Annotated in this window: 24 protein-coding genes; 14 read left to right on the top strand and 10 right to left on the bottom strand. The window is 62.3% G+C overall.

The window, feature by feature from the left end; all coding sequences use genetic code 11:
• Nucleotides 1-96: 96 nt before the first annotated feature.
• The gene (locus tag AC1D13_RS14155) at nucleotides 97-1131 is read left to right on the top strand and encodes a porin (RefSeq protein WP_477689746.1); all 1035 of its coding nucleotides are present in this window, start codon (nucleotides 97-99) and stop codon (nucleotides 1129-1131) included.
• 113 nt (nucleotides 1132-1244) lie between these two features.
• On the opposite strand, the gene AC1D13_RS14150 is transcribed toward AC1D13_RS14155, so the two are convergent.
• Nucleotides 1245-1922 carry a TetR/AcrR family transcriptional regulator gene (locus AC1D13_RS14150; protein ID WP_477667088.1) on the bottom strand — a complete coding sequence of 226 codons (678 nt, stop codon included), beginning with the start codon at nucleotides 1920-1922 and terminating at the stop codon, nucleotides 1245-1247.
• Nucleotides 1923-2069: 147 nt separating this feature from the next.
• Here AC1D13_RS14150 and AC1D13_RS14145 point away from each other — a divergent pair, with 147 nt between their 5' ends.
• The 5 genes from AC1D13_RS14145 to AC1D13_RS14125 are packed head-to-tail and all read left to right on the top strand — an operon-like array spanning nucleotide 2070 to nucleotide 4475.
• Complete coding sequence (locus AC1D13_RS14145; protein ID WP_457281970.1) at nucleotides 2070-2543, top strand: VOC family protein; 474 nt, start codon at nucleotides 2070-2072, stop codon at nucleotides 2541-2543.
• Between the two features lie 51 nt (nucleotides 2544-2594).
• Nucleotides 2595-2999, top strand: a complete 405-nt coding sequence (locus AC1D13_RS14140; RefSeq protein ID WP_457282090.1) for a VOC family protein — start codon at nucleotides 2595-2597, stop codon at nucleotides 2997-2999.
• A gap of 39 nt (nucleotides 3000-3038) precedes the next feature.
• The gene (locus AC1D13_RS14135; RefSeq protein ID WP_457281969.1) at nucleotides 3039-3470 is read left to right on the top strand and encodes a VOC family protein; all 432 of its coding nucleotides are present in this window, start codon (nucleotides 3039-3041) and stop codon (nucleotides 3468-3470) included.
• A 12-nt stretch (nucleotides 3471-3482) separates the two neighbouring features.
• Nucleotides 3483-3830, top strand: a complete 348-nt coding sequence (locus tag AC1D13_RS14130) for a YciI family protein (RefSeq protein ID WP_457281968.1) — start codon at nucleotides 3483-3485, stop codon at nucleotides 3828-3830.
• A 24-nt stretch (nucleotides 3831-3854) separates the two neighbouring features.
• Nucleotides 3855-4475, top strand: a complete 621-nt coding sequence (locus AC1D13_RS14125; protein ID WP_477667086.1) for a glutathione S-transferase family protein — start codon at nucleotides 3855-3857, stop codon at nucleotides 4473-4475.
• Nucleotides 4476-4551: 76 nt separating this feature from the next.
• On the opposite strand, the gene AC1D13_RS14120 is transcribed toward AC1D13_RS14125, so the two are convergent.
• Nucleotides 4552-4893 (bottom strand): collagen-like protein, encoded by a 342-nt coding sequence (locus tag AC1D13_RS14120; RefSeq protein ID WP_477689745.1) that lies wholly within the window; start codon nucleotides 4891-4893, stop codon nucleotides 4552-4554.
• 405 nt (nucleotides 4894-5298) lie between these two features.
• Between AC1D13_RS14120 and AC1D13_RS14115 the strand changes: the two genes are divergently transcribed.
• The 5 genes from AC1D13_RS14115 (at nucleotide 5299) to AC1D13_RS14095 (ending at nucleotide 9828) form a co-directional block, all read left to right on the top strand.
• Nucleotides 5299-6090: an SDR family NAD(P)-dependent oxidoreductase gene (locus tag AC1D13_RS14115; protein ID WP_477667085.1), complete on the top strand. Its 792-nt coding sequence runs from the start codon at nucleotides 5299-5301 to the stop codon at nucleotides 6088-6090.
• Between the two features lie 110 nt (nucleotides 6091-6200).
• The gene (locus AC1D13_RS14110; protein WP_457281964.1) at nucleotides 6201-7151 is read left to right on the top strand and encodes an ABC transporter ATP-binding protein; all 951 of its coding nucleotides are present in this window, start codon (nucleotides 6201-6203) and stop codon (nucleotides 7149-7151) included.
• The gene (locus AC1D13_RS14105; RefSeq protein WP_457281963.1) at nucleotides 7148-7909 is read left to right on the top strand and encodes an ABC transporter permease; all 762 of its coding nucleotides are present in this window, start codon (nucleotides 7148-7150) and stop codon (nucleotides 7907-7909) included. Before AC1D13_RS14110 ends, AC1D13_RS14105 begins: the two co-directional genes overlap by 4 nt.
• Nucleotides 7910-8112: 203 nt before the next feature.
• On the top strand, nucleotides 8113-9183 hold the full coding sequence (locus AC1D13_RS14100) for a pirin family protein (RefSeq protein WP_477689744.1): 1071 nt from the start codon (nucleotides 8113-8115) through the stop codon (nucleotides 9181-9183).
• A 198-nt stretch (nucleotides 9184-9381) separates the two neighbouring features.
• Nucleotides 9382-9828, top strand: a complete 447-nt coding sequence (locus tag AC1D13_RS14095) for a hypothetical protein (RefSeq protein WP_477689743.1) — start codon at nucleotides 9382-9384, stop codon at nucleotides 9826-9828.
• Between the two features lie 8 nt (nucleotides 9829-9836).
• Here the strand turns inward: AC1D13_RS14095 and AC1D13_RS14090 are convergent, their stop codons facing one another.
• From AC1D13_RS14090 to tkt, 4 genes are all read right to left on the bottom strand, one after another.
• Nucleotides 9837-10067: a hypothetical protein gene (locus AC1D13_RS14090; protein WP_477670487.1), complete on the bottom strand. Its 231-nt coding sequence runs from the start codon at nucleotides 10065-10067 to the stop codon at nucleotides 9837-9839.
• 95 nt (nucleotides 10068-10162) lie between these two features.
• Complete coding sequence (gene gap, locus AC1D13_RS14085) at nucleotides 10163-11161, bottom strand: type I glyceraldehyde-3-phosphate dehydrogenase (RefSeq protein WP_477689742.1); 999 nt, start codon at nucleotides 11159-11161, stop codon at nucleotides 10163-10165.
• On the bottom strand, nucleotides 11158-11721 hold the full coding sequence (locus AC1D13_RS14080; protein ID WP_457281958.1) for a hypothetical protein: 564 nt from the start codon (nucleotides 11719-11721) through the stop codon (nucleotides 11158-11160). The genes gap and AC1D13_RS14080 overlap by 4 nt, the downstream gene beginning before the upstream one ends.
• A gap of 15 nt (nucleotides 11722-11736) precedes the next feature.
• The gene (gene tkt, locus AC1D13_RS14075) at nucleotides 11737-13779 is read right to left on the bottom strand and encodes a transketolase (protein ID WP_477689741.1); all 2043 of its coding nucleotides are present in this window, start codon (nucleotides 13777-13779) and stop codon (nucleotides 11737-11739) included.
• 132 nt (nucleotides 13780-13911) lie between these two features.
• Between tkt and speD the strand changes: the two genes are divergently transcribed.
• The 3 genes from speD to AC1D13_RS14060 are packed head-to-tail and all read left to right on the top strand — an operon-like array spanning nucleotide 13912 to nucleotide 16464.
• Nucleotides 13912-14289: an adenosylmethionine decarboxylase gene (gene speD / locus AC1D13_RS14070; protein WP_477651193.1), complete on the top strand. Its 378-nt coding sequence runs from the start codon at nucleotides 13912-13914 to the stop codon at nucleotides 14287-14289.
• Nucleotides 14286-15050, top strand: a complete 765-nt coding sequence (locus AC1D13_RS14065) for a nucleotidyltransferase family protein (protein ID WP_477667079.1) — start codon at nucleotides 14286-14288, stop codon at nucleotides 15048-15050. The genes speD and AC1D13_RS14065 overlap by 4 nt, the downstream gene beginning before the upstream one ends.
• 10 nt (nucleotides 15051-15060) lie before the next feature.
• The gene (locus AC1D13_RS14060; protein ID WP_477667078.1) at nucleotides 15061-16464 is read left to right on the top strand and encodes an aminopeptidase P N-terminal domain-containing protein; all 1404 of its coding nucleotides are present in this window, start codon (nucleotides 15061-15063) and stop codon (nucleotides 16462-16464) included.
• A gap of 956 nt (nucleotides 16465-17420) precedes the next feature.
• Here AC1D13_RS14060 and AC1D13_RS14055 read toward each other — a convergent pair.
• The 4 genes from AC1D13_RS14055 to AC1D13_RS14040 all read right to left on the bottom strand — a co-directional run bounded on the left by AC1D13_RS14055 (nucleotide 17421) and on the right by AC1D13_RS14040 (nucleotide 22557).
• Entirely contained in the window at nucleotides 17421-19055 is a 1635-nt protein-coding gene (locus tag AC1D13_RS14055; protein ID WP_477689740.1) for an FAD-dependent oxidoreductase, read from the bottom strand.
• Nucleotides 19034-20581 carry a polyamine aminopropyltransferase gene (locus AC1D13_RS14050; protein ID WP_477689739.1) on the bottom strand — a complete coding sequence of 516 codons (1548 nt, stop codon included), beginning with the start codon at nucleotides 20579-20581 and terminating at the stop codon, nucleotides 19034-19036. Before AC1D13_RS14050 ends, AC1D13_RS14055 begins: the two co-directional genes overlap by 22 nt.
• A 188-nt stretch (nucleotides 20582-20769) precedes the next feature.
• Nucleotides 20770-20991, bottom strand: coding sequence for a DUF350 domain-containing protein (locus AC1D13_RS14045; protein WP_007871890.1), 222 nt, complete (start codon nucleotides 20989-20991; stop codon nucleotides 20770-20772).
• A 48-nt stretch (nucleotides 20992-21039) separates the two neighbouring features.
• On the bottom strand, nucleotides 21040-22557 hold the full coding sequence (locus AC1D13_RS14040; protein WP_477689738.1) for a DUF4178 domain-containing protein: 1518 nt from the start codon (nucleotides 22555-22557) through the stop codon (nucleotides 21040-21042).
• Between the last annotated feature and the right edge of the window lie 37 nt (nucleotides 22558-22594).

The raw sequence follows: 22594 nt of genomic DNA, 5'->3' as shown, positions 1-22594 counted from the left end.
ACGATGTCTTCTCAGGCCTGGGCGAACTTTGCCCGTGAATACCCCCGCGGCGGTGATTGATCTCCCGCTATCTATAAAAGCTTTGAGGAGTGAGGAATGAATTACAAGATGATCTGCCTGGCAGCGGTTGCTGCCGGTGCAATAACCCCTGTTACTGCGCTGGCGCAAAGCACGGTGACGATCTACGGGAAGATGGATACGAGCTTCGAGAACTCGAAGACCGGCTCGGTCTCGCAGACGCTCATCACGGGCAACGCGTCCCGGTTCGGAGCCAAGGGAACCGAGGACCTGGGGGGAGGGCTGAAAGCGCTCTTTGGCCTGGAGATGGGAATCTCTTCGGATACCGGCGCGTCAAGCTCGCCCGTCTACCGCAACTCTTACGTCGGCATCAGCGGCGACTTCGGCGTGGTCAATATCGGGCGCATCGACTCGGCCGCACCGAGCCGCACGCCCATCTATGCGATCCTGGGCCGCAACGTGGAGTACGTCATCCACGATGCCGGCGCCACCGCGATTGGCACCTCCATCTTCAACGCGCGCACCCGGGTGTCCAATGCCATCGGCTACGCCAGCCCGGTGATCAGCAACTTCGTCTTCCGCGCCGGCCATTACTTCAACGGTGAAGGCCTGCCGGAAACCGCGGCCGGCCCGGTCCGCTTTGAGAGCGACTACAAGCAGACCGATGTCTCGCTGAGCTACGGTGAAGGCGGCGGCCCGCTGGGCCTGGGCGTCGGCTACGGAAGGGACAGCAAACGCGGTGGTGCCCTGCTCAACGATTTCAGGAACAAGTGGATGCTGGTGGGCTCCTACGACTTCGGGGATATCCGGGCTTGGGCGGTCTACAACCGTGACAACTTTCAGGGCAATGCGCTGTCGCGCAGCAAGGTGGCGGCGCAGATGATCGGCGCCTCCTGGGACATCACGCCGAGCAGCAAGGTCATGGCCAACTACATCCGCAAGGATGTCCAGAGCGATCCGGCGGGCAAGCTCAAGCGCTTCCAGGCGGGTTACTCCTACAAGATGAGCAACCGCACGTCGCTGTACGGCTTTTATGACCGCTCGGACCCGAACAACCGCGTTGCCAATGACGTTATCCGCGTGTACGGGGTTGGCATTCAGCACAACTTCTGAGCGCCAGGAGCTGGCGTAACTAGCTGATACGCAAAGCCCGCCTCCGGCGGGCTTTTGTCATCAATGCACCGGCCAAGCCTTGGGCAAATTCAATCAATGGATGTCAACTCCCCCTAGTCCCCGCACAGGCCCTTTTCAACCATGTCCAGCAGATGCTCGCCGATCTGCTGCATCTGCGGACCGATGAGCGGGCCTAACGGGCCGTCAATCACCAGCATGGCCAGGCCGTGCACTGCGGACCAGGCGAGGAACTCGGCGCCGGGCCGGCGCTCAGGCGACAGCACGCCGGCGCTCACGAGTTTGTCAAGCGCGGCGCCCAGCAGCTCGAAGGGGTCCAGGCCGCTTTCCCCTTTGCGCTCGGCATTGGCCGGCGCGCCCTGGGCCCTTTCTTTCAAATCATCCGAGGGGCCAAAGGCCGTGCGGAACAACCCGCTCTCTGCCTGCGCAAAACGCAAATAGCCGGCGCCGACCGCGCGCACGTTGGCGCGGGCGAATTCGGCTGGCGGCAAACCCCGGGGCAGCGCAGCCAGTTCGGCCTCCATCGCGCGGGCCACGGCCGCCAGCGCGGCTGAACGAACCGCATACAGCAAGGCCTGGCGGTTTTCGAAATGGCGGTAGGCCGCATTAGGCGCTACGCCCGCGCGGCGCGTGGCTTCGCGCAGCACCACGGCCCCGGGCCCGCCGGCGCGGGCCAATTCCACCCCGGCTTCCAGCAGGGCACGCCGCAGGTCGCCGTGGCGATAAGTGCTGCGCGGCGGCGGGACTGGCTGGGAAGGGGGCGCACTCGACATGGCTTGTTACTTATTTATGTGGACAGTGTTCATTATCTTTGCTATTCTTTTGTGGACGGTGTACACAATACTGCTGATTTGGCCACCGCACAAGGCCCGCAAGCCTTTAACGATTCTTTAAACGCTCTTCTTTCAAGGAACCAGACCATGCAGAAAATCACCCCCTTCCTGTGGTTCAACGACCAGGCCGAGGAAGCCATGAATTTTTATGTTTCGATCTTCAAGAACTCGAAGATCACCATGCTCAGGCGCTACGGCAAGGAAGGCCCGGGACCCGAGGGCTCGGTCATGACCGGCAGTTTCCAGCTTGAAGGCCAGGAATTCATGGCACTCAACGGCGGCCCGCACTTCAGCTTCACGCCGGCGATTTCGCTGTTCGTGGACTGCAAGACGCAGGAAGAGGTGGACGAGCTCTGGGACAAGCTCTCGGCGGGCGGGGCACCCAACCAGTGCGGCTGGGTCCAGGACAAATTCGGCCTGTCGTGGCAGATCATCCCCACCGCGCTAGGCAACATGCTGGGCGACAAGAACCCGGCCAAGGCCGGCGCCGCCATGAGCGCCATGCTGAAGATGCGCAAGATCAATATCAAGGACCTCCAGGAAGCCTATGACAGGGCCTGAGGAAGCACCTCCTCATTCAATTTATTCAAGGAGAGACCCGTGACGACCAAGATGTTTGTGAACCTGCCCGTGAAAAACCTGAACCAATCGGTGAAGTTTTTCACCGCGCTGGGCTTCAAATTCAACCCGCAATTCACCGATGAAAACGCCACCTGCATGATCGTGAGCGAGGAAAGCTTCGTCATGCTGCTGGTCGAGAACTATTTCAAGACCTTCACCCCCAAGCCGGTGAGCGACGCACGCAAAAGCACCGAGGTGCTGATCTGCCTTTCCTGTGACAGCCGCCAGGAAGTCGACGAGATGGTCAGCAAGGCTGTGGCTGGCGGCGCGACCACGCCCAACAAGCCACAAGACCACGGATTCATGTACCAGCACGGCTTCGAAGACCTGGATGGTCATCTCTGGGAGCTCGCCTGGATGAACGTTGAAGCCCACGCTGCGCAAATGAGTGCCTGAAAAATCCCCCAACCTTATCAACCCACGAAGGAGTCAATCATGCTGATCCAGTCTTACCTCTTTTTTAACGGCCGCTGCGAAGAGGCCATCGAGTTTTACCGCAAGGCGCTTGGCGCCGAAGTGAAGATGATGATGCGCTTCAAGGAGAACCCGGAACCCATGACCGAAGGCTGCGGGCCGGACGGCGGTGCCATCCCGGGTGAGAACATCATGCATGCCAGCTTCAGGATCGGCGAAACGGAAGTGATGGCCTCTGACGGCATGGGCAACGGCAAGCCGGAATTCAAGGGCTTCTCACTCTCGTTGACTGCGGCCAGCGATGCCGAAGCGCAGCGCCTGTTCAAGGCATTGAGCGACGGCGGCAAGGTAGAGATGCCCATCATGAAGACCTTTTACGCTTCGTCTTTCGGCATGGTGGAAGATCGCTTCGGCGTGTCGTGGATGGTCATCAAGCCGCTGCCCATGCCCTGATGGGGAAAGCATATGCAATTCCTGCTGATCATTTGCCACGACGCGGCCTTCGCGCCCACGCCGACGCTGGTGGCCGACATTGGCGCCTGGGTAAAGGACATGGGGAGCCGCGGCATCCTCAAGCACGGCAACCCGCTGCGCCCCCCCGACGACGCGATGACGGTGCGGGTGCGCAGCGGCAAGCGCGCGGTAACCAGTGGCCCCTTCACCGATAGCGCGGAAAAAATGGCGGCCTATGGGCTGATTGAATGCGCCGGCATGCAGGAGGCGATCGACATCGCAGCCGGCCATCCCATGGCCAGGGCCGCAACCATAGAGGTCAGGCCGGTGTGGTCCGACCTGCCGCGCATGGCGGCCTGAAAATCACCGATGAAATGAGTCAGCATGAAGCTTTATTACTCGGACACGCTGAATCCGCGAAAAGCCTGCGCCGTCGCCAGGCACTTGAAGCTGCCGGTGGAGTTCATCTACGTGGCGCTGGAAAAAGGCGAGCACCGTACGCCGCAGTTCCGCGCAATGAATCCCAATGCCAAGGTGCCCGTGCTGGTGGACGGCACCACGACCTTGTGGGAGTCGAATGCCATCATGTGCCACCTGGCGGAGAAAGCCGGCTCCGACCTGTGGCCGAGCGACAAGCGCCAGACCGAGGTGATCCGCTGGCTGATGTGGGATGCCACCGAGTTCGCGCCAACCGCCAGAACCTTCTATTTCGAACACATCATCAAGCCGCGCTTCCGTCAAAGCCAGGCCGACCCGGCCGAGATTGCGCGGGTGACGCCGGTCTTCGAGCGTTACGCCGGGGTGCTCGAAGCGCACCTCAAGGGGCGCGAATACCTCGTCGGCGACGCGCTGACTGTGGCCGACTTCGCGGCAGCTATCCCCTTGCCGTACGCCGAAAAGGCCCGCTTGCCGCTGGACAATTTCCCGGAAATCCGGCGCTGGCACGACCGCCTCAATCAGTTGGCCGCCTGGCGTGAGCCCTTTCCGGAATTACAGGGCGGTTAAATGCCTTGTACCCGCCGCTGAAAACAAAAAGGCCGGCGAGCACTCACGCGTTCGCCGGCCGGTGCAACCGAAAACCTTACCGTGCAGGCGCGGGAACGATCACGACCGTATCGCCCGTGGCACCGGTTCTGCCAGTCTTGCCGGTGTCGCCAGTCGCACCGGTAGCACCGGTTGCGCCCTCATAACCGGTAGAGCCCGTCGCTCCAGTCGCACCGGTAGCGCCGGTCGGGCCGGGAATACCGACGCCAGCGCCCGTAGCCCCCTTGGCGCCGTCAGTGCCCGCGGCACCCGTGGCCCCCGCAGGACCTGCAGGCCCGGGCACGGTGACAACTGCCGCAGGCGGCGCGACAACCGTCCGCTCGCAGGCAACAAGGCCCAACGTTGCGACCAGTGTGGATAAAAGTAACGCGTGTTTCATTGTCATAGTGATCCTCTGGGAAAATCCGCACCAAGGTGCGCGCCAACAGTTCGTTCCTGCCTTGACCGTGAACTGTTTTTTTTACGGATCATGTGCATGAAACCGATACCAGCCACAACACTTTGCCGAGAGACACACATTCGAGAACCGCAAGCGGTTGTCGCATGCCTGGCCATCTTGAAAGAATCATTTCTGATGCAGACAACAGGATGAGTGCTCAAGGTACCCATTGGCAAGCGCGCATGCTGTAGGACGGGCCCACGACAGCGTGTCCCGAATCGGCAGCATCGCCAACGCGCGCAACCACGTCCAGTAGTGCAAACTTCAAGCTGAACTTTCGCCAAAGCCGCGACCAATGCCAAAACCCATTCTTCATTCACACCCGACAACAAGGCAAGGACATCCATGACTGCAGCTTCTTCAACCAGCCCCGTGGCCGTCGTAACAGGGGGTGCACGCGGCATTGGCCTTGCCATCGGGCAATGGTTTCTGGCCAATGGTTACCGTGTGGCACTTCTGGATATCGACAGCGACACGCTGCTCCCCGCCGCTGCCGCCATTCAGGATGCAGGCCGCATACTGGCGGTGCATTGCGACGTGGCCGACCCGGCGCAGGTGAAATCGGCCATGGCGAAGGTGGATGCCCGCTTCGGCCGTATCGATGCGCTGGTCAACAACGCCGGCATCGCGGTGTTCAAGCCTATCGGTGAGACAACCTTTGAAGAATGGCGCCGGGTTTTGGGCGTCAACCTGGACGGCGCATTTTTGTGCAGCCAGGCCTGCGCGCCCATCATGAAGCGCACGGGCGGCGGCAGCATTGTCAACATCGCGTCGATCTCGGGCCTGCGCGCGAGCACGCTTCGCGTGGCGTACGGCACCAGCAAGGCCGCGCTTATCCAGCTGACCAAACAGCAGGCGGTTGAATTGGGCACCATCGGCATCCGGGCCAACGTGATCGCGCCCGGGCCGGTGGACACGGAAATGGCCAAGCTGGTTCACAGCGTGGCGATCCGCTCGGACTACCACGACGTGATTCCGCTGGGGCGTTACGGCACCGTGGAAGAAATCGCATCGGCCGTGGGCTTTTTGTGCAGCCCGGCAGCCAGCTATGTCAATGGCCAGGTGCTGGCTGTAGACGGTGGCTTTGAGTCTGCCGGTGTCGGCTTGCCGACGCTGAGAAAAAACCAGGGGGCCTGAGCACGCCATCTTGAAAACCCTGCTCCCGGCTTTTTCAGCCTTGCTCTATAGAATGATTCGGGTCTCTTCTGGCGCCACATTCTGGCGCCGCTTTCTTGTCAGGATGCCGCGTGCAACCCATTATTTCCCTTCAGAAACTCAGCAAAACTTACGCTTCGGGCTTTCATGCGCTCAAGTCGGTGAACCTGGACATCCAGCGCGGCGAGATTTTCGCCCTGCTCGGCCCCAACGGCGCGGGCAAGACCACCTTGATCAGCATCGTCTGCGGCATTGTCAATCCGAGCTCGGGCAGCGTGACGGCTGATGGACATGACGTCGTTCGGGATTACCGCGCCGCTCGCGCCAAAATCGGGCTGGTGCCTCAGGAGCTTTCGACCGATGCGTTTGAAACCGTCTGGTCCACCGTGAGCTTCAGCCGGGGCCTGTTCGGCAAGCCGCCCAACCCGGCCTACATTGAGAAAGTGCTGCGCGACCTTTCGCTGTGGGACAAGAAGGACAGCAAGATCATGGCGCTCTCCGGTGGCATGAAGCGCCGGGTATTGATTGCCAAGGCGTTGTCGCACGAACCCACCATCCTGTTCCTCGATGAGCCCAGCGCGGGCGTCGACGTCGAGCTGCGCAAGGGCATGTGGCAAATGGTGCGGGAGCTGCGCGACAACGGCGTCACCATCATCCTGACCACGCACTACATTGAGGAAGCCGAAGAAATGGCCGACCGCATTGGCGTCATCAACAAGGGCGAGCTGATTCTTGTCGAAGACAAAACGGTGCTGATGCGCAAGCTGGGCAAGAAGCAACTGAGCCTGCAACTGCAAACGCCGCTGCAAACCATTCCGGGTGCGTTGGCAGGGCTGCCGCTTGAGCTGACGAAAGAGGGCCACACCCTGGTCTACACCTTCGACACACAAACCGAGGAGACGGGTATCGCGGCGTTGCTCAAGCAGCTGGCCGAACTCGGCATTGACTTCAAGGACCTGCATTCAAGCGAGAGTTCGCTCGAAGACATCTTCGTGAGCCTGGTGCATGCCGACAAACCGGGCGCCCAGAAGGAGGCCGCATGAACTGGCACGCCATCCGCGCTATTTACCGCTTTGAAATGGCGCGCACCTTCCGCACGCTGATGCAATCCATCGCCTCGCCGGTGATCTCGACCTCGCTGTACTTCGTGGTCTTCGGCGCGGCCATCGGTTCGCGCATGGGTGACATCGACGGCATCCGCTACGGTGCCTTCATCATCCCCGGCCTCGTCATGCTGTCGCTGCTCAACGAGAGCATCTCGAACGCCGCCTTCGGCATCTACATGCCGAAATGGTCGGGGACAATTTACGAACTGCTGTCGGCGCCGGTGTCGTCCATGGAAGTGGTGATGGGCTACGTGGGCGCTGCGGCGAGCAAGTCCGTCATGCTGGGGCTTCTAATTCTGGCAACGGCGCGCCTCTTCGTGCCCTATGAGATCGCGCACCCTTTCTGGATGCTGTGCTTCCTGCTGCTGACCGCGCTGACCTTCAGCCTGTTCGGTTTCATCATCGGGCTATGGGCCGACAACTTCCAGAAGCTGCAGATTGTGCCGCTGATGGTGGTGACGCCGCTGACTTTCCTCGGTGGTGCGTTTTACTCGATCAACATGCTGCCGCCGTTGTGGCAGAAGGTCGCCCTGTTCAACCCGGTGGTCTACCTGATCAGCGGATTCCGCTGGAGTTTTTACGGCGTGGCCGATGTCAACGTAGGCATCAGCGTGGCGGCCATCATGGGCTTTCTGGGGCTGTGCCTCGGCGCGGTGTGGTGGATCTTCCGTACGGGCTGGAAGCTGAAGGCCTGAGGAAGGGACAGGCGATTGATGACAACGCCCTATAGATGCTATTGATTTTATAGCTGCTTGCGCTTTCTACATAAGGTCCACAAGCATATTTCCCTTAAACCGCCAAGGCCGGGCCGGCCAGGTGGGCTGGCGGTGCAGCTTGAAAGGACAGCGGCCAACCTTATATGTGTTCTTTGAAAGTTTCACGCCAGAAAGGCCTCTTCATGCCTGCCGACCCCACCGCAAGTTCTGTCGCTCACTCCGCCGCCCATCCAGTCCTCCAGGTCAAGCCACTCGGCTTTCCGTGGGCAACGCTCGACCCGTTCCTCTTTTGCGTGTACCACGACGACGCCTACCCTCGCGGCAATGCGCAGATGGGCCCGGATGCCTCGCTCGCGGGGCGCAATATCGGCCAGGACTTTGCCCGCAAGGACGGCTGGAACATGTACCACGGCAGCACGGTGCCGGGCTTTCCCGCGCACCCGCACCGCGGCTTTGAAACCGTGACCATCGTGCGCAAGGGCCTGATCGACCATTCCGACTCCCTGGGCGCGACAGCGCGCTTTGGCCGCGGCGACGTGCAGTGGCTGACGGCCGGCAAGGGCGTGGTCCATTCCGAGATGTTCCCGTTGCTGGACCCGCAAAATCCCAATCCACTGGAGCTGTTCCAGATCTGGCTGAACCTGCCGGCGGCCGGCAAGATGAGCGAGCCGCACTTCACCATGTTCTGGTCGCAGGACATTCCGCGCCTGGACATCAAGGATGCCGAAGGGCGCGGCACCGAAGTGGCCGTGATTGCCGGCCGTATTCAAAATACCCAAACCGCGCCGCTGGCGCCGCCGCCGGATTCGTGGGCCTCGCAGGCCGAGGCCGACGTGGCGATCTGGACGATTCGCATGGCGCCCGGCGCCCGCTGGACGCTGCCCGCCGCAACGGGCGAAGGCACGCGGCGCCAGCTCTATTTTTTCAAGGGGCAGTCGGCGACGCTGGGCGGTCAGGCGGTGAGTGTGGACAGCGCCATCGAGCTGCGGGCCGGCGTGGACGCAGAGATCGTCAACGGCGGCGAGGAAGCCGAATTCCTGATGCTGCAAGGCAAGCCCATTGGTGAGCCGGTGGTGCAGTACGGCCCGTTTGTCATGAACACGCAAGCCGGAATTGCACAGACCATGGCGGACTACCAGCGCACGCAGTTTGGCGGCTGGTCGTTTGGCGATGACGCGCCGGTGCATGGGCGGGAGCCGGCGCGCTTTGCGCGGCACCCGGGCGGACGCGAAGAGCGGCCGACGGGCGACTGACGGCCGAGCAGCGCCTCGCTGCTATATTTTTAATAGCTGTCCGCGCTTGTTCTTAGCTGCTCCGGGGCACTTTTCGCATAACTCCGGCATTACCAGTCAACCTCCCCGCAGTACCCCCAGGCAATATCGGGTTTCGCAAACGCCGCCTGTGGGGTGCGGCAGCAGACGCCTACACTCCCGCCAACACAAGGAGATGCCATGAGCCAGGAGCCCAACTCCCAAGCGGTCAAAAACGAACTGAATGCGCTGGCGCAGGCGTTCTTTCGCGCCGTCTCGTTTGAGCCGGGCAGCGTGCCGCCTTACGATGACATTCACGCGCTCTTCATCGACGCAGGCCTCCTGATCAAGAACACAGGAACCGCACCCGAGATTTCCGGCGTGCGCGAATTCATCGCGCCGCGGCAGGCTCTGGTGGACAGCGGCGGCCTCACGCGCTTCAGGGAATGGGAGCTGTCGGAAACCACACAAATCTTCGGCAACATTGCCCATCGCTACAGCGCTTACGGCAAGGCCGGCACGATGAACGGCGAGGCATTCGAGGCGCGCGGCATGATCTCGACGCAGTTCGTCAAAACGCCTGAAGGCTGGAAGATGAGCGCGATGGCCTGGGACGATGAACGGCCCGGCCTGCACTTGCCTGATTGACCTGCCACTCAGGGAGGCATCAGCCCCGCATTGACCACCACCTCGTCCAGCGCGGCGAAAGTCATGTTGTGGCGATCCGTCAGCGGCCCACCGCCGGGCACTACATGGCCGTCTGCGGTGTAGCCAATGGCCTTGAACTTCCACACGCCGCCAATCAGTTTGAGCTGGCCCACCAGCTCGCCGCTGCTCAGATGAACACTCACCACTTGTTCGTTGAGTTTTTTGAACGTCAGGGGCATCAGCATGAACCTTTCAGGGCGACTGGTCGCCGAGTATTGCACTGACAATAAAAAAGCGCCCGGAGGCGCTTTTTTATTGGCGATGTTGAAGTGAATTACTTCGCCACCACGCGGACCATTTCGAGGCACTTGTTGGAGTAGCCCCATTCGTTGTCGTACCAGGCGACGACCTTGATGAAGGTGCCGTCGAGCGCGATGGACGCATCGGCGTCAAACACGCTGGTGCAGGTCTCGCCGCGGAAGTCGGTGGCAACGACCTTGTCTTCGGTGTAGCCCAGGATGCCCTTGAGTGCGCCTTCGCTTTGCGCTTTCATTTCGGCGCAGATTTCCTTGAGCGTGGCTTCCTTGTTGAGCTCGCAGGTCAGGTCAACCACCGACACGTCGGAGGTGGGCACGCGGAAGGACATGCCGGTCAGCTTCTTGTTGAGCTCGGGGATCACCACGCCCACAGCCTTGGCAGCGCCGGTGCTGGAGGGAATGATGTTTTCCAGGATGCCGCGGCCGCCGCGCCAGTCTTTGTTCGACGGGCCGTCCACGGTTTTCTGCGTGGCAGTGGCCGCGTGCACGGTCGTCATCAGGCCGCGCTTGATGCCCCACTTGTCGTTCAGCACCTTGGCGATAGGCGCCAGGCAGTTGGTGGTGCAGCTGGCGTTGGAAATGATGGCCTCGCCCTTGTAGGTCTTGTCGTTGACGCCGAAAACGAACATCGGGGTGTCGTCTTTCGACGGTGCCGAGAAGATGACCTTCTTCGCGCCGGCGGCCAGGTGCTTCTCACCGGAAGCCTTGTCGAGGAAGAGGCCCGTGGACTCCAGCACCACGGTGGCGCCGATATCGCCCCACTTGAGGTTGGCGGGGTCACGTTCCTGCGTCAGGCGGATCTTCTTGCCGTTGACGATCAGCGTGTTGCCTTCGACGGACACGTCACCTTCGAAGCGGCCGTGCACCGAGTCGTACTTCAGCATGTAAGCCAGGTACTCAGGCTCGAGCAAATCGTTGATGCCGACGATTTCAATATCGCTGAAGCTTTTGATGGCCGAGCGAAACACGTTGCGGCCGATACGGCCAAAACCATTGATACCGAGTTTGATAGTCATGAGATCTCCTGTGAGTTTGAAAAACGATGCTTTGCACCCGTGTGATCGCGATTGGCGAGCCAGCCCCAGGCAAAAAGACAGAATGCGAACACGTAACCCCATTGCGCCAGTCCACGGCGGTTGAGCGCCACAGCCTCGCGGAAACGGAGCGCGTCGTCATAGGAATACAGTACGGCACCACCCCGTTCCAGCACGTAAATTTCAGACGTTGCTGGATCGCTTCGCAGTACCACCTCTTGATCAACAAGGCTGCCGAACGGAATGTCTGAGACTTTCTGCATTGCGCCGTCCCGAAGCGCTACCAGGGTCCATCCGTAAGCGTCCTTACCGACGCTACCTTCGAAGAAATACTCAAGCTCGGTCACACCCAGCCTGTATCGCTGGCGAGTTTCAATTTGTGAAACGCGGCTGACGACCGCGGTTTCCACGCGCAGATCGTCATACGCCACCGCCGTCTTACCCGGCAGCGAGAAATAAAGAAAACTCGTCGCAACCACAAAGCACAGCAAACCCAACTGGAAGGCCAGTGAGTTGCGGGCGAGCCAGATGAGCTTTGGCATGCGGCTTCGTGAGGTTTATTTCTTCAGCACCTTGCGCACGGTGTCGGCCACGTTCTCGGCGGTAAAACCAAAGTGCTTGAACAACACGGGCGCAGGAGCCGACTCGCCGTAGCTATCGATGCCGACCACGGCCGCGCAGCCGTATTTCCACCAGCCGTCCGTCACGCCCATTTCCACCGCGATGCGGGGGATGCCTTCTGGCAGCACTTCGGATTTGTACGCCGTTTTTTGTTTGTCAAACGTCGTGTTGCTGGGCATGGAGACCACACGCACGGCGATCTTGTGGGCGGCCAGCAGCTCTTGCGCCTTGAGCGCGAGTTGCACTTCAGAGCCGGTGGCAATGATGACGGCCTGGGCCTTTTTGTTCAGGCCCACTTCGGCGGGCTCGGCCAGCACATAAGCGCCCTTGCTGATTTCACCGAGATCGTTCTTCGGTGCGTAAGGCAGGTTCTGGCGGCTCAGCAGCAATGCCGTCGGTTTGTTCTTGTTTTCGAGCGCGACGGCCCAGGCAACAGCCGTTTCAGCCGTGTCGCCCGGACGCCAGACGTCGAGGTTGGGAATCAAACGCAGGCTGGCCGCGTGCTCGATGGACTGGTGCGTCGGGCCGTCTTCGCCAAGGCCGATGGAGTCGTGCGTGAAGACATGTATGACGCGGATCTTCATCAGCGCGGCCATGCGGATGGCGTTGCGGCTGTAGTCGCTGAAGGTCAGGAAGGTGCCGCCGTAGGGAATGAAGCCACCGTGCAGCGCAATGCCGTTCATGATGGCGGCCATGCCGAATTCGCGCACGCCGTAGTTGATGTGGCGCCCGCCGGCGCTCACGCCTTCGGCATTGGCCGTCAGAACGACTTCGCCGTTCATGTCAAAACGCAGGTTGGGCGTGGACTTGGTGTTGGTGAGGTTGGAGCCGGTCAAATCGGCCGAGCCGCCCAGCAGTTCGGGCAGGCCGGCGGTGAAGGCTTCCAGCGCGAGCTGCGAAGCCTTGCGCGAGGCCACGGTCTCGGCCTTGGTGTGCGCGCCGATGACAGTGTCGACAGCCAGTTGCGAGAAGCTCTTGGGCAGGTCGCCCTTCATGCGGCGTGCCAGCTCGGCGGCGAGCGCAGGGTGCGCGGCCTTGTAGGCGGCGAATTTCGCGTCCCAGGCGGTCTCAAGAGACAGGCCCTTGGCCTTGGCGTCCCAGGCGTCGTAGGTTTCCTTCGGCACTTCAAACGGCGCGTAGGGCCAGTTGAGGGCTTCGCGCGTGAGCTTGATTTCTTCGGCGCCCAGCGGCTCGCCGTGGGCCTTGGCGGTGTTGGCGCGGTTCGGTGAACCCTTGCCGATGTGCGTCTTGCAAATGATCAGCGTGGGCTTGTCGCTGGATTTTTTGGCGCCTTCAATGGCCTGCGAGACCAGCTCGGCGTCGTGGCCGTCGATGGGGCCCAGCACGTTCCAGCCGTAAGCGGCGAAACGCACGGCGGTGTTGTCGATGAACCAGGGAGCGACCTGGCCGTCAATCGAGATGCCGTTGTCGTCATACAGCGCGACCAGCTTGTTGAGCTTCCACGCGCCGGCGAGCGCGGCCGCTTCGTGGCTGATGCCTTCCATCAGGCAGCCGTCGCCCATGAACACATAGGTGTTGTGGTCGACGACGGTGTGGCCTTCGCGATTGAACTCTTTGGCGAGCAGCTTTTCAGCCAGCGCCATGCCGACCGCATTGGTCAGGCCCTGGCCCAGCGGGCCGGTGGTGGTTTCAACGCCGGGGGTGTAGCCGTATTCGGGGTGGCCGGGGGTTTTGCTGTGGAGCTGGCGGAAGTTCTTGAGTTCGCCAATGGGCAGTTTGTAGCCGGTGAGGTGCAGCACGGCATAAATCAGCATGGAGCCGTGGCCGTTGGACAGCACAAAACGGTCGCGGTCGAACCAGTTGGGGTTGTGCGGGCTGTGCTTGAGGTGGCTGCCCCAGAGGGCGACTGCCATGTCGGCCATGCCCATGGGGGCGCCGGGATGTCCGGAATTGGCTTGTTGAACGGCGTCCATTGCGAGTGCGCGTATCGCATTCGCCATCATTTGCGTATTGGCCATGTAGGCAGCTCCGGGAGGGGGAAAGATCAGGGGTAACCCGGTATTTTACCGTTTGGGCCCTCCCCACCGGTTTGGCGGGGGTTTGGCCCCGATTTGGCCGGCCGGCACCCCGCCATGCACTAAAGTCGGGGCATGCAAGGCCTTCACCTGACCGCCGACCTTTACAAATGCCGCTGCGACCCGGCCTGGCTGACCGACGCTACCCGACTGGGCGACTGGTGCGTGCAGGCGGTGCAGGCAGCCGGCCTGCAGGCCGTTAACCAGCTGTTTCACACTTTTCCCGACACCGTGCACGGCCCAGGCGGCATCACGGCCACCGTGCTGCTGGCCGAGTCGCATGTGTGCGTGCACACCTGGCCTGAACAGAAAGCCGTGACGCTGGACGTCTATGTGTGCAACTTCGGCGGCGACCACTCCGCCCGGGCACGCGGCCTGATGGATGCGCTGGTGCGCCGCTTTAACCCCGAATGGACCGAGCAGCGGTCGCTGGACCGGGGCGATACGCAATGACCGGCGCACCCATCAAGGCCATGATCATGGCCGCCGGCCGCGGCGAGCGCATGCGGCCGCTGACCGACACCACGCCCAAGCCCCTGCTGCCGGTGCGCGGCAAGCCGCTGATTGACTGGCAGGCCGAAGCGCTGGTGCGCGGCGGCTTCACCGACCTGGTCATCAACACGGCCTGGCTGGGCGAGCAGGTTCCGGCCCATTTTTCTACACTTTCTTCAAGCCATTTCGGGCTGCAGCCCAATCAGGACGCGCGCAAGCAGCTATCAATTTCATACTCACACGAAGGCGTGGATTTTGGCGGTGCACTGGAAACCGCCGGGGGCATTGCGCGTGCGCTGCCGCTACTGGGTGACATTTTCTGGGTACTGGCGGGCGATGTGTTTGTGCCCGGCTTTGAGTTCACCCAGGCCGCCGTCACGCGGTTTGCCGCTGACAACAAGCTGGCCCACCTCTGGCTGGTGCCCAACCCCGCACACAACTCGAAAGGCGACTTTGGCCTTGGCCCTGATGGACTGGCGCTGAACCTGCCCAAGGACAGCCCGCAGCCCAAATTCACCTACAGCACCATCGGCCTGTACCGGCGCGAATTGTTCGACAGCCTGCCCTTCGGCAACCCGCAAGGCCTGAAAGCCCCACTGGCACCGCTTTTGCGTACGGCGATGGACAATCAGGCCGTGAGCGCCGAGCTGTATGAAGGCGCCTGGACCGACGTTGGCACACCGGCGCGGCTGGATGAGCTGAACCAAACCACCACGACTTGAAGCAGAACACATGAGCACCACCACGATCTACGAAAAACGCCGCGCCGCCATTGCCCGCGCCCTGAAGGCGGCCGGCGGCGGCATCGCCCTGCTGCCCACCGCGCCCGAATACCCGCGCAACCGCGACAGCGACTTCCCCTATCGCCACGACAGCTACTTTTATTACCTGACCGGCTTCAGCGAACCCGACAGCTGGCTGGTGATTGAGGCCAGCGGCAAGACCACGCTGTTTTGCCGGCCCAAGGACCTGGAGCGCGAGATCTGGGACGGCATTCGTTTGGGCCCCAAGGCCGCGCCCGCCGCGCTGGGTGTGGACGCTGCCTTCAGCGTGGAAGCGCTGGACGAAAAAATGCCGCAGCTGCTGGCCAACCAGAGCGCCGTGTGGTTTCCGTTTGCCACGCACAAAGGCCTGGAAACACAGGTGGACGACTGGCTGAACAAGGTGCGCGCCCGCGTGCGTTACGGCGCCGAATGCCCGCAAAGCCAGCACGACTTGTGCAAGCTGCTTGACGAAATGCGGCTGGTGAAGGACAGCCATGAAGTCGCGATCCTCAAGCGCGCCGGCAAGATTTCGGCCGGTGCCCACGTGCGCGCCATGCAGACCTCGGCTGCCATGTTGCGTGACGGTGCCAACGGGAAACTAAAGGGCGGCCTGCGTGAATACCACCTCGAAGCCGAGCTGCTGCACGAGTTCCGCCGCCATGGTTCGCAGTTCCCGGCTTATGGCAGCATCGTCGCGGCCGGCGCCAACGCCTGCATCCTGCACTACCGCGCGGGCGACACCGAACTCAAGCCCGGCCAGCTGTGCCTGATTGACGCCGGTTGCGAGCTGGACGGCTACGCCAGCGACATCACCCGCACCTTCCCGGCAGACGGCAAATTCACGCCGGCCCAGCGCACGCTGTACGACATCGTGCTGGCCGCGCAAGACGCCGCGGTGAAAGTAACCAAGCCCGGCAAACGCTTTCTGGACCCGCATGACGCGGCGACGCGCGTACTGGTGGAAGGCATGCTGGACACCGGCCTGCTCGACAAAAAGAAGCACGGCAAGGTCGACGACGTGCTCGAATCCGGCGCCTACCGCCAGTTCTACATGCACCGCACCGGCCACTGGATGGGCATGGACGTGCATGACTGCGGCGACTACACCGAGCCTGGCAGCAAGCCGCGCGAAGAAAAAGACGCCCTGGGCCAGACCGTGATGCGCAAGCCCTCACGCATCCTGCGGCCCGGCATGGTGCTGACCATCGAGCCCGGCATTTATGTGCGGCCCGGCAAGAACGTGCCCAAGGAGTTCTGGAACATCGGCATCCGGATTGAGGACGATGCGCTGGTGACGGCCAAGGGGTGTGAGTTGATGACGCGGGGGGTGCCGGTGGATGGGGATGAGATTGAGGCGTTGATGAAGGGGTGATGGGGACGCTGCGGTTTGCCGCAGGGCCGGACGGGCGCCTCGATGCTATGTATTTGATAGCTGCTGGCGCATATGCCCATTGGGCTAGAGGCCAAATATCTCCTGAAAATGGGCCAGAAACAGGCCCATTTTCATTTTGGGGCGTCAAAAACTGCCTCCGAGCGCATTTTGGGGGGGTCAGCAGGCCTTGTTTCAGGCATCGAAAGCGCGTTGGATCCAATAGGGACGAGCGCAAGCAGCTATTTAATTGATAGCGCCGTGTTTCTTGTTGTGTTCGAATTGAACTCGCTTAAAGGTGGTTCTTGTTCCAGCTTGGGCTCACTCTGCTGAGGACTGCTGGCCGGGGGTTGCCCGGCGGCAAGTAACTTTCTTTTGCGTCGCCAAAAGAAAGTCACCAAAGAAAAGGCGACCCTGCTGTCTGCGACCCCTGCGCTTCGCTCCGGGGCAACCTGCGGTGCTCGGTTCAGGCGGGGTCTCGCTCGAACTCGCCTTCGGCTCAGACAATCGCGATCCCTGATCCGCCTGAACCTGCGCTCCTCGGCGCAGACAGAAGGGGCAACCGGGTGCGGGAACCGAATACCGAAATATCAGGAAACCAATACCAACAAGGACACGCCATGGCGTGTCCTTGTTTCTTCAGGTATTCGGGGTTTTGTCTTTGGCTGTTTGGTATTCCTGTCTCCACCCCCTTGTGGATGCGCCGAGGAGCGGAGGACCAGACGGATCAGGGCAAAAACTTGTTTGAGCGAAGCGAGTTGTTTTTGACCCCGGCTGGACCGAGCACCGCAGGTTGCCCCGGAGCGAAGCGCAGGGGACGCAGGAACCAGGGTCGCCTTTTCTTTGCTTACTTTCTTTTGGCGAAGCAAAAGAAAGTGAGTTGCATGCCGGGCAACCCCCGGCCAGCAACCCTCAGCAAAGAACACACCGCCGGAGCAACCCCCAGCCAAAAACAATACTCAAACCAAACCCGACCCCCGCCGATGCCCCTGCGTAAAAGCCTCCTCAAACACCGAATACCCCGATAAATCACTGTGCGCAAAATGCAGCCGCTGCCAGGGCGCCTGCAAACGCCCCTGCAGCGCCCGCAGAGCCGCACTGCTGCGCACACCCGGCACCGGCGTGCTCATCGCGTGACCATAGCGCATAACGTCCATGCGCGTGACCTTGCCGGGCAAATCAGGATGCGGCACCGACAGCTCGGCCAGCACGCTGTCGCGCCAGTGCGTCCAGGGCTTGTCGTACAAGGCTTTGCGCCCCGCCGGTTCAATGCCGAAGGCGCGGTAATAGGTGAGCACCGTGGCGTCAGGCACGGCCTGCAGGCTCTGATGCATGGCGTCGACGTAACCCAGGCCTGCCTGCGCGGCGCTGTCTGATGCGTCCCCGCCGTAGATGACGTTGTCCCAGCTGGGTGCGGCACCGGGCCGGTCGTGCAGCGCGGCCTGGATGTGCAGGTTGGCGACCAGCCAGGGTGCGTGACGCAGCTGGCCGGCGGCTTCGCGCAATGCGGGCGGCGGGCTTTCCACCACACGCGCCGCCACAAACAGGGACATGGCCAGGATGCACTGGTCGGCCTGCCAGCGCTCAATGACCTGGGTCGCGGCATTGAAGGCGTCAACCTCCACACCATGCCGGCCCGCAGCCACGCGAACCACGGTGCGGCCGGCGTATAGGCGTTCACCGAGTGGTGCAGCCAATTGGCGGGTGAGCCAGCCATTGCCCTCGGGCCAGGTGAGCACACCCGCTTCGCGCTCCGCAGAAGCTGCGTCGCCGGGCGCCTGAAAGCCATGCCGGCTGGCGAAGTAATGGATGCCGGCCCAGGCCGATACGGTGTCCAGGCCCGCGCCGTAATCGTCGCGGCAGCAATAGTCAAGGTACCAGCGCAGTGGCGTACTGGTGAGTTGCTGCTGGTCCAGCCATGCCTTGAACGTCACGGCATCCAGCGCCCGGTGTTGCGGTGCCAGGGGTACTCCGGCAACAGGAATCTGGAATGCGGCCACAGACGAGGCCTGCTGCACCAGCGCCGCAAAACGCCGGTATTCAGCCAACACGCCAGCGTCCACATCCTGCAGCGGCAGCAGCCCTTCCTGCCACTGGCCGTTGATGAACAGCCGCTCCTGCGGGCTGTGGCACAGATGGCGTTCGTCGTATACCCAGCGGCCGGCCACACGCCGGCGCAACGAGAGTTCTTCAAGCAAATCCTGCACATCACGCGCCGCATCCCCGGGCACCGGCAGGTAATGCGCGCCCAGCGGGCAGGGCACGCCGTTGACCAGGCCCGCGCGGCTGTTGCCGCCGGCATGGTCTTCCAGCTCCAGCAGCGCGAAGTCCTGCATGCCGCGCAGGCGCAGCGCACGCGCCGCCGCCAGGCCGGCAACACCGCCACCGGCAATCAATACGCGGGTGCGCCGGGTGACGGAAGGGGCCGGCCAGGCACGGGCCCTGCCGGTCTCGTCAGGCCGAAGCAGATGGCCGCGCTCATGGTTCGCACCCACAAAAACGCCTTCAACGTGCGTGGCCTCCTTGCAGCCCAGCAGCGGGAGTGCAGAGGCGGCCAGGAAATCCCGGCGCTTCAATGCAGCACCTTGCCCCATTCCTGCTCGTAGCTGTGCACCAGTTCCTGGCTGGAGAGCCGGTTCACGGGCGCCGGCACGCGTGCCATGTCCACAGGGAAATCAAACAGCAAGGGCAGGGTCTGCGGGTCCAGAAAACGCAGGCCGGCAGGCAGGGTGCCCATTTGCGTCGTGGGGCTGAAAGGCCGCCGGCTGGCGACCACAAAACCCCATTCGCCAAAACTGGGCACATTGGCGTGGTAGGGGGCGGCCTTGAGCCCGACGGACTCCAGCGTGCTCACCACCGTCCAGTAGCTGCGCCGCGCCACCAGGGGAGACGTGGTCTGGATGACGGCATACCCGCTGGCCGAAAGGTGCTGGTCGAGCAGCGCATAAAACGAGTTGGTGTAGAGCTTGCCGATGGAAAAATTGGTCGGGTCGGGGAAGTCCACAATGATGATGTCGAACATGCCGGCGTTTTTGTCCAGCCACTGGAAAGCGTCGGCATTCACGACGCGCACCTTGGGTGACAGCAGCGCGTCGCCGTTCAGGCGCTTTAAGGCGGGCTGCTGGCTGAAGAGCTGCGTCATGGCCGGGTCCAGCTCTACCAGCGTGACGCTTTCCACACTGGGGTATTTCAGGACTTCGCGCACCGCCATGCCGTCGCCGCCGCCCAAAACCGCTACCGTCTTCGGCGCACCGTGTGCGCTCATCACGGGGTGCACCAGCGCTTCGTGATAGCGGTATTCGTCACGCTCGGCAAACTGCAGGTTGCCGTTGAGGAACAGGCGGTGGCCGGCGCGGCCGTTCGTCACCACGATGCGCTGGTAGGGCGTGGTGGCGGTGAAGATCACACGGTCCTGGTAGAAATGGTCTTCGGCCAGTGTGGTGATCTGGTTCGCACCCACAAAGCCGGCGCCCAGCACGCTCAAGACCCCCAGGCAAGCCAGGGCATGCGACTTGACGTGCCGCAGCTCATGGCGGAACAGCCACAGCGCCCACACCGCGACAGCCGCGTTCATGAGGCCAAACAGCAGGCCGGTGCGGATCAGGCCCAGATGCGGCACCAGCACCAGCGGAAATGCCAGCGACACGGCCAACGCGCCCAGGTAGTCGAAGGTGAGCACCTGCGACACCAGCTCCTTGAGTGCAACGTTGCGCCGCAGGATGCGCATGACCAGCGGAATCTCCAGCCCCACCAGCGTGCCCACCAGCAGCACCATGGCGTACAGCAGAAAACGGAAAGCGCCGGGCACATAGGCATTCGCCAGAAATAGCGTGGCAGGCAACGCACCGCCCACCAGCGCCACCATCAATTCAATGCGCAAAAAATGGGCCGGCAACTGCCGCTCGAAAAACCGCGACAGCCACGAACCAATGCCCATGGCGAACAGGTAGCTTCCGATGATGGTGGAAAACTGCAACACCGAATCGCCGAGCAGGTAAGACGCCAGGGCGCCCGCGGCCAATTCATACACCAGTCCGCACGCCGCCACCACAAAGACGCTGGCCAGCAGCGCGACCTCAAGAGGGCGCGGTGTGGTGGAGGGGGAGGATTCAGTGTTCAAAACAGACCAGGTGATAGCAGGACGTAAGTGAGGCGATGCGCAGCGAGCCGATCAACGACGGCGCCCAGGGCGTAGCGAGCGGGCCGCGGGCAAGGCGGACGGAGCGGACGAACCGGAACATACTTGAAGTACGTGAGGATTCGGAGCACCGGACCAACGCCGCCCCCGGTCCGCGCAGTAGCCGGGAACTACCCGTGGATGGCGGCGGCTACTATTACGCAGATGCCTAACGCCATGGCAGCAACCACCAGCGCCAGCGCCACGTTCTGCTTCTCGACAATCTCCAGCCACAGGTCGTACGGTGTCATTTTGTCAATGATCACAAAGCTCAGCCAGAAGATGATCACGCCGATCAGCGCGAACAAAATCGAGCCGAGGAATGCGGCGGGTTTAAGCCATTCAAGTCCCATGATGTTCTCCAGAAAAAATCTGCCAGGTTGAATAGAAAGGGGCCGGCTTCATTTATGGCCGCCTCCGCCGGAAAATCCACCGAATGAGCCGCCTGAACTGCGCGAGCTGCTGGACGAAGAACAGTTCTCGACATTCGGGTCGCAGCGCGAGCAGCGTGTGACCAGCAACAGAACCACCAGTATCACCAGCACCACCACAACAATGGTGCCGCAACCCATGCCCGACGCACTGCTCAGGGGCTTGGCATCCGCGCGCTTGAAGAGGTCTTTCTTGCCTTCAAGCTTGAAGGCCCTGGCGATCAGTTCGCCGTCCAGCTTGCTGCCGCTGGACCAGGTGACTTCGTTCGGCGCCTCTTCCTGGGACAGCAGCGCGCTGCCGCTGGCGAAATCGCGGTTAAAGGTTTTTTGCCCGCGCTGAACCTGCCAGTAGAACTCGCCGGCAGCATACGTCGTCTCGGCGCGGTAGCTGCTTTGCAGGCGGTAGGTGGTCTTGAGGTAGGTGGCGCTGTCGCCACCCGTCTTGAAGGTGGGCGCGCCGGTCAGGGGCTTGACCACGCTCCAGCCGTCGGTGGCGTCCACCAGAAAGGTAAAGCCGCGCTTGCGGTTGTAGAGCAGGTATTCATCCCAGCCGAAGTGCTCGTCCGGGTCGTCGGGCTCGTACCCCATGCGGTGCTGGAACCCGACGACCTGCCATTGCGTGCCCAGCAACTGGCCTGTACTTCCCAGCGCGATCAGCGGGGCCACCGGTTCGTCCTGGATCGCATGCTGAAGCGCGGCGCCTGTGCCCTGGCTCAGGTCGATGAGGCTGTTGCAGGAACTGCAGGTGATGCTTTTGCTGGCAGCCAGCGTAACCGCCACCGTCGCTCCGCAGTTGGGGCAGCTGAATTGCCTGCCGCTTTCTTCCTTGGCAGACTCGTCCTTCAGGCCAGCCAGCTTCAACTCGTCAAGCAGTACCGAGCGGCCCACCGACAGCGCCGGCGCGCCGCCACCGGATGCCGTGCCGTAGTCGACGCTGAGTACATCGCCATCCGTGCTGCGCAATTCAACCACGGCAAAAGGCATGCCCAGCGCTGGCAGGCGCGGCAGCTCGCCCTGTGCCGACAGCAGCACAACGCTCTCGTTGGAGGCCACACTGAAGGACTTGGCATTGATCGCCGTGGTGGCGCCGATGCGAAAGTTTTCTGCGGGCGGTACGGCGCGCTGCAGGCTGGTGGGCCGGCTGAAAACATAAGCGCCGTTGTCCTCGCTCAGGAAGGCCGCGCTGCCGTCGTCCAGGATGGCGTACCACTCGGTCCAGGTTCCCTGGGCGTACTTGTATTGCAGCCGGCCGACGAGCGTGAAGTTGCGGCCCTGCCAGACCCCGGAGGCCTGCAGCTGCAGGGGGCTGAAGTCGTTGAACAGTTCAGCCATTTTGCCGATGCGCGACAGCGTGTCACCATCGCGCACGACAGTGCTCTGGCAGTAGCCGCACACCGCATGGGTGGACTGCGCGCTGCGGAATTCAACAGGCGCACCGCAGCCGGGACACGGCGCGCGGTAGGCGCGTTGCTGGGTGACGTCAGTCACAGCAGATGAAGCTCAGTGCCGGACAGAAGGCACGCGC

Source organism: Polaromonas sp. P1_E12 (genome assembly GCF_056405975.1).
This window is presented reverse-complemented; position numbering and strand designations above follow the sequence as displayed.

Excerpts from the sequence above, each read along its gene's own strand:
- tkt (WP_477689741.1), bottom strand. The coding sequence starts at position 13,779 with ATGGCCAATACGCAAATGATGGCGAATGCGATACGCGCACTCGCAATG.
- AC1D13_RS14135 (WP_457281969.1), top strand. The coding sequence starts at position 3,039 with ATGCTGATCCAGTCTTACCTCTTTTTTAACGGCCGCTGCGAAGAGGCC.
- AC1D13_RS14065 (WP_477667079.1), top strand. The coding sequence starts at position 14,286 with ATGACCGGCGCACCCATCAAGGCCATGATCATGGCCGCCGGCCGCGGC.
- AC1D13_RS14150 (WP_477667088.1), bottom strand. The coding sequence starts at position 1,922 with ATGTCGAGTGCGCCCCCTTCCCAGCCAGTCCCGCCGCCGCGCAGCACT.
- AC1D13_RS14100 (WP_477689744.1), top strand. The coding sequence starts at position 8,113 with ATGCCTGCCGACCCCACCGCAAGTTCTGTCGCTCACTCCGCCGCCCAT.
- AC1D13_RS14045 (WP_007871890.1), bottom strand. The coding sequence starts at position 20,991 with ATGGGACTTGAATGGCTTAAACCCGCCGCATTCCTCGGCTCGATTTTG.
- gap (WP_477689742.1), bottom strand. The coding sequence starts at position 11,161 with ATGACTATCAAACTCGGTATCAATGGTTTTGGCCGTATCGGCCGCAAC.
- AC1D13_RS14055 (WP_477689740.1), bottom strand. The coding sequence starts at position 19,055 with ATGGGGCAAGGTGCTGCATTGAAGCGCCGGGATTTCCTGGCCGCCTCT.
- AC1D13_RS14130 (WP_457281968.1), top strand. The coding sequence starts at position 3,483 with ATGCAATTCCTGCTGATCATTTGCCACGACGCGGCCTTCGCGCCCACG.
- speD (WP_477651193.1), top strand. The coding sequence starts at position 13,912 with ATGCAAGGCCTTCACCTGACCGCCGACCTTTACAAATGCCGCTGCGAC.
- AC1D13_RS14090 (WP_477670487.1), bottom strand. The coding sequence starts at position 10,067 with ATGCCCCTGACGTTCAAAAAACTCAACGAACAAGTGGTGAGTGTTCAT.
- AC1D13_RS14115 (WP_477667085.1), top strand. The coding sequence starts at position 5,299 with ATGACTGCAGCTTCTTCAACCAGCCCCGTGGCCGTCGTAACAGGGGGT.
- AC1D13_RS14125 (WP_477667086.1), top strand. The coding sequence starts at position 3,855 with ATGAAGCTTTATTACTCGGACACGCTGAATCCGCGAAAAGCCTGCGCC.
- AC1D13_RS14105 (WP_457281963.1), top strand. The coding sequence starts at position 7,148 with ATGAACTGGCACGCCATCCGCGCTATTTACCGCTTTGAAATGGCGCGC.
- AC1D13_RS14155 (WP_477689746.1), top strand. The coding sequence starts at position 97 with ATGAATTACAAGATGATCTGCCTGGCAGCGGTTGCTGCCGGTGCAATA.
- AC1D13_RS14120 (WP_477689745.1), bottom strand. The coding sequence starts at position 4,893 with ATGAAACACGCGTTACTTTTATCCACACTGGTCGCAACGTTGGGCCTT.
- AC1D13_RS14080 (WP_457281958.1), bottom strand. The coding sequence starts at position 11,721 with ATGCCAAAGCTCATCTGGCTCGCCCGCAACTCACTGGCCTTCCAGTTG.
- AC1D13_RS14140 (WP_457282090.1), top strand. The coding sequence starts at position 2,595 with ATGTTTGTGAACCTGCCCGTGAAAAACCTGAACCAATCGGTGAAGTTT.
- AC1D13_RS14145 (WP_457281970.1), top strand. The coding sequence starts at position 2,070 with ATGCAGAAAATCACCCCCTTCCTGTGGTTCAACGACCAGGCCGAGGAA.
- AC1D13_RS14060 (WP_477667078.1), top strand. The coding sequence starts at position 15,061 with ATGAGCACCACCACGATCTACGAAAAACGCCGCGCCGCCATTGCCCGC.
- AC1D13_RS14095 (WP_477689743.1), top strand. The coding sequence starts at position 9,382 with ATGAGCCAGGAGCCCAACTCCCAAGCGGTCAAAAACGAACTGAATGCG.